3 protein-coding genes and 3 tRNA genes are annotated in these 3,075 nt (G+C 73.2%); 3 read left to right on the top strand and 3 right to left on the bottom strand.

Going from position 1 to position 3,075, the window contains the following annotated elements:
- Positions 1-63 precede the first annotated feature (63 nt).
- On the bottom strand, positions 64-369 hold the full coding sequence (locus tag ACFU7Y_RS42305) for a hypothetical protein (RefSeq protein WP_224284673.1): 306 nt from the start codon (positions 367-369) through the stop codon (positions 64-66).
- A gap of 239 nt (positions 370-608) precedes the next feature.
- Between ACFU7Y_RS42305 and ACFU7Y_RS42310 the strand changes: the two genes are divergently transcribed.
- Together ACFU7Y_RS42310 and ACFU7Y_RS42315 are read left to right on the top strand one after the other, a co-directional pair.
- Positions 609-681, top strand: a tRNA-Asn gene (locus ACFU7Y_RS42310).
- A 61-nt stretch (positions 682-742) separates the two neighbouring features.
- Positions 743-815 (top strand) — tRNA-Asn (locus ACFU7Y_RS42315).
- 144 nt (positions 816-959) lie between these two features.
- On the opposite strand, the gene ACFU7Y_RS42320 is transcribed toward ACFU7Y_RS42315, so the two are convergent.
- Together ACFU7Y_RS42320 and ACFU7Y_RS42325 are read right to left on the bottom strand one after the other, a co-directional pair.
- Complete coding sequence (locus ACFU7Y_RS42320) at positions 960-1,706, bottom strand: serine protease (RefSeq protein ID WP_224284672.1); 747 nt, start codon at positions 1,704-1,706, stop codon at positions 960-962.
- Between the two features lie 117 nt (positions 1,707-1,823).
- Positions 1,824-2,675, bottom strand: a complete 852-nt coding sequence (locus ACFU7Y_RS42325) for a trypsin-like serine peptidase (RefSeq protein ID WP_380771757.1) — start codon at positions 2,673-2,675, stop codon at positions 1,824-1,826.
- Between the two features lie 189 nt (positions 2,676-2,864).
- Between ACFU7Y_RS42325 and ACFU7Y_RS42330 the strand changes: the two genes are divergently transcribed.
- A tRNA-Ile gene (locus ACFU7Y_RS42330) sits at positions 2,865-2,938 on the top strand.
- Positions 2,939-3,075: the final 137 nt, after the last annotated feature.

A 3,075-nucleotide genomic window follows, 5' to 3' on the forward strand; every position in this document is an offset into this window, starting at 1 on the left:
CCTTGAAGCGCACGCCGATCCCGCGGATGAAGTCGCCGCTCGCCTTCCCGGCCCGGCACCCCGTCACGGGCGGAAGGTGCCCCAGCCGTCGTCCCCCGCCCGGGAGCGGTTGAAGTACGGCACCCGGTCGGTGACGGCGTTGGGCAGCCGGTCGCCGACCCGGTCCGCGACCGCGCCGGCCGCTTTCCCGGCCACCGCCCCGGCCTGCTGCCGGGCCCGGTCGGTCGCACCCTGCACCGTGGGGTTCCGGGCGATCTGCCGGGTGACCTTGGCGATCTGTTCGTAGCGCCGGCGCCCGGCCCGCGAGCCCAGGACGTAGCCGGCCGCGAAACCCGCGGCCAACGACAGCTTCCACATGGTCGGATCCACCCTCTCCTGGCGGCTTCTGCCGCATTGCCCTACCCGTCCGTCGGGACGGCGAACCGTCTGCGCCCCAGCATCCCCGGCCTCGTCGCCGGGCGCGCGCCGGGCGCGTACGGGGCACGCCGGGCGGCAGCCCGGCGGCAACCCGGGAAAGCGATTGGCGGACCACCCCCCCGAGTGCGCTAATGTATGTCCCGCAGCGAGCGCCGAGGAGCCCGGGGAACCGGGGCCGAGGCGGGAGCCGATCCCCCATAGCTCAATTGGCAGAGCAGCCGACTGTTAATCGGCAGGTTATTGGTTCGAGTCCAATTGGGGGAGCTCGGGAGAAGGCCCTTCGGGGCTCTGCTCCCGTCCGTGGTACGGAAGTTGAGTACTGCGATCCCGCATAGCTCAATTGGCAGAGCAGCCGACTGTTAATCGGCAGGTTATTGGTTCGAGTCCAATTGCGGGAGCTGCACCGGGTCCGCCCGGTGACTGCTCAGAGCGAAGGCCCCTCGGTCGACCGGGGGGCCTTCGTGTTGTCGCCGTCCGGCTTCGCGGCGTGACGTACGCGACACCGCCCGCGGGCCCGGCAGCGCCCCGGGCCGGCTCCTGGTTCAGACGGTCGCCCTCCGGTAGAGCTCGGAGACCCGCTCGTCGAAGGTGATGCTGTACGAGGTGCCGGGCGAGTCCCCACCCTCCTGGTAGCCGCCGATCACGCCGACCACCGCGCCGCTCGCGGTGACCCACGGGCTGCCGCTGGTGCCGTCGGTGTAGCCGTCGCAGTCGAAGCGCTCCTGGGTGGCGCTCTGCGAGCCGGTCCGGACCGCGCAGGTGATCGGCTCGTCGCTCTCGTTCGGGTAGCCGGTGACCGAGACGGACAGCCCGAAGCCCTGGCCGGTGCCGATCGGGTTGCCGCCGACCGCGTCCTCGACCTGCTGTCCGTCGACCGGGCCCACCGTGACGAACGCCACGTCGTACTCGGGATCGTCGTCGGCCGCCCAGCGCGGGTCCACGGTGATCACCTGCACCGGCCAGGTCCCGTACGGGGTGGACCCGTTGCGGTAGCCGGGGGTGAACACCAGGCCGTCCAGCAGGCCGATCCGGCGGTTCTGCACGCAGTGCGCCGCGGTGACCAGCAGGTTGCGCCGGGGGCTGTGCACCACGCTCGCGGTGCAGGCCCGCGGGCCGTCCGCGGTGCGGACGGAGAGAGTGCCGATCCGGTCCCGGGCGAGGCTCTGCTGCGCGACCTCGGCCGTGGGCGCCCCGTCCTGCCCGCCGCAGGCGGTGCCGGCGGCCAGCAGCAGGGCGGACAGCGCGGCCGTTCGTGCCGTGCGCGCGGGCAGTGCCGGGCGGGAGGCCATCGGGGCTCCGTCTCGTTCCTCGGGGCGGGCACCGGGGCCGTGCGTTCCGCCGTTCGTGAGGAAGATCTACCAGTCCGGTGCCCGGCGGCGCCACTGCCGGTGCCCGCCCGCTGCCGGTCAGCCGGTGGCGCGGTCGTACAGCGCCTGGACGCGGTCGCCGAAGTAGCTGCTGTACGAGGTGCCGGGGGTGCTCCCGCCCTCCTGGTAGCCGCCGATCACGCCGACCACGGTGCCGGTCCTGGTGGCCGGGTCGAAGTCGGTGACCCAGGGACTGCCGCTGGTGCCGCCGGTGTAGTCGGGGCAGTCGATCCGCACCTGGGTGGGGCTCTGCTGGGTGGTGGTGTTGGCGCAGGTGATCGGGACCTCGCTGCTGCTCGGGTAACCGGTGACCTTCACCGGGAGCCGGTAGCCGCGGTTGACGCCCAGCCGGTTGGCGCCGAGCACCTGCTGGACCTGCCGTCCGTTCTGCGCCTGGACGACCGCGAAGGCGACGTCCATGTCCGGGTCGGCGTGGTCGCTCCAGCCGTCGTCCACGGTGACGGCCAGCAGCGGCCAGACGCCGCTGGGGGTGTCGCCGTTGCGGTAGCCGGGGACGAACACCAGGTCGCTGCGGCGGCCGAGCTTCGGGTCCCAGACGCAGTGGGCGGCCGTGACGATGAGGTTGAGCCCGGCGCTGTCGACCACACTGGCGGTGCAGAAGTGGTCGCCGTCGGCGTTGCGGGTGAACACCGCGCCGACCAGTCCGTTGAGCACGGTGGGCTTGGCGGTGCGGGTGACTCCGGTGTGCCGGCCGGCCGCACCCTTGAGCCGCTGCCGGTTCCAGCCGTGGCTGTCGGCGGAAACGCCGGTGGGCGGCGCCGAGGTGACGGTCGGGGCGCCCCCGCCCGGCCCCGCCGCGGTGGTGCAGCCCGCCGCGGCCAGCACGACTGTGAGCGCCGCGGCCGCCGTCCCCGTCCCACGTTTCGTCATCCGCCCAGGCTGCCCCGAACGGGTGCCCCGCCGCCACCCGGGCTGCGCCGCCCGGGAGGCGCGCACCGTCGCGCACTCAGGTCTGCCCCCCGGCGCGCACCACGGGTGATCGACCGGCTATGCTGCCCGGGACGGCCTCGTTGGGCCGTCTGCTGCTGCCGTGCCGACGACCGGCGCGCGCGGCGAACCGGGGCGGTAGCTCAGCCGGTTAGAGCAGGGGACTCATAATCCCTTGGTCGTGGGTTCGAGTCCCACCCGCCCCACTTCTTCTTCTTGCCCCGGCGGCTGTCGGCCCCTTCCGAGAAGGCCTGTGGCCGGCCCGGACGCCGGGTTTCCGTCGAGTGGAACTGTAGGGCAGGATCTCGCCCGCCGGAGTTTGCCACGCCGCAAAGACTGTGGG

Source organism: Kitasatospora sp. NPDC057542 (genome assembly GCF_042801945.1).
Classification (GTDB): domain Bacteria; phylum Actinomycetota; class Actinomycetes; order Streptomycetales; family Streptomycetaceae; genus Kitasatospora.

Coding starts and splice junctions, on each gene's coding strand:
- ACFU7Y_RS42320 (WP_224284672.1), bottom strand. CDS start 1,706: ATGGCCTCCCGCCCGGCACTGCCCGCGCGCACGGCACGAACGGCCGCG.
- ACFU7Y_RS42325 (WP_380771757.1), bottom strand. CDS start 2,675: ATGACGAAACGTGGGACGGGGACGGCGGCCGCGGCGCTCACAGTCGTG.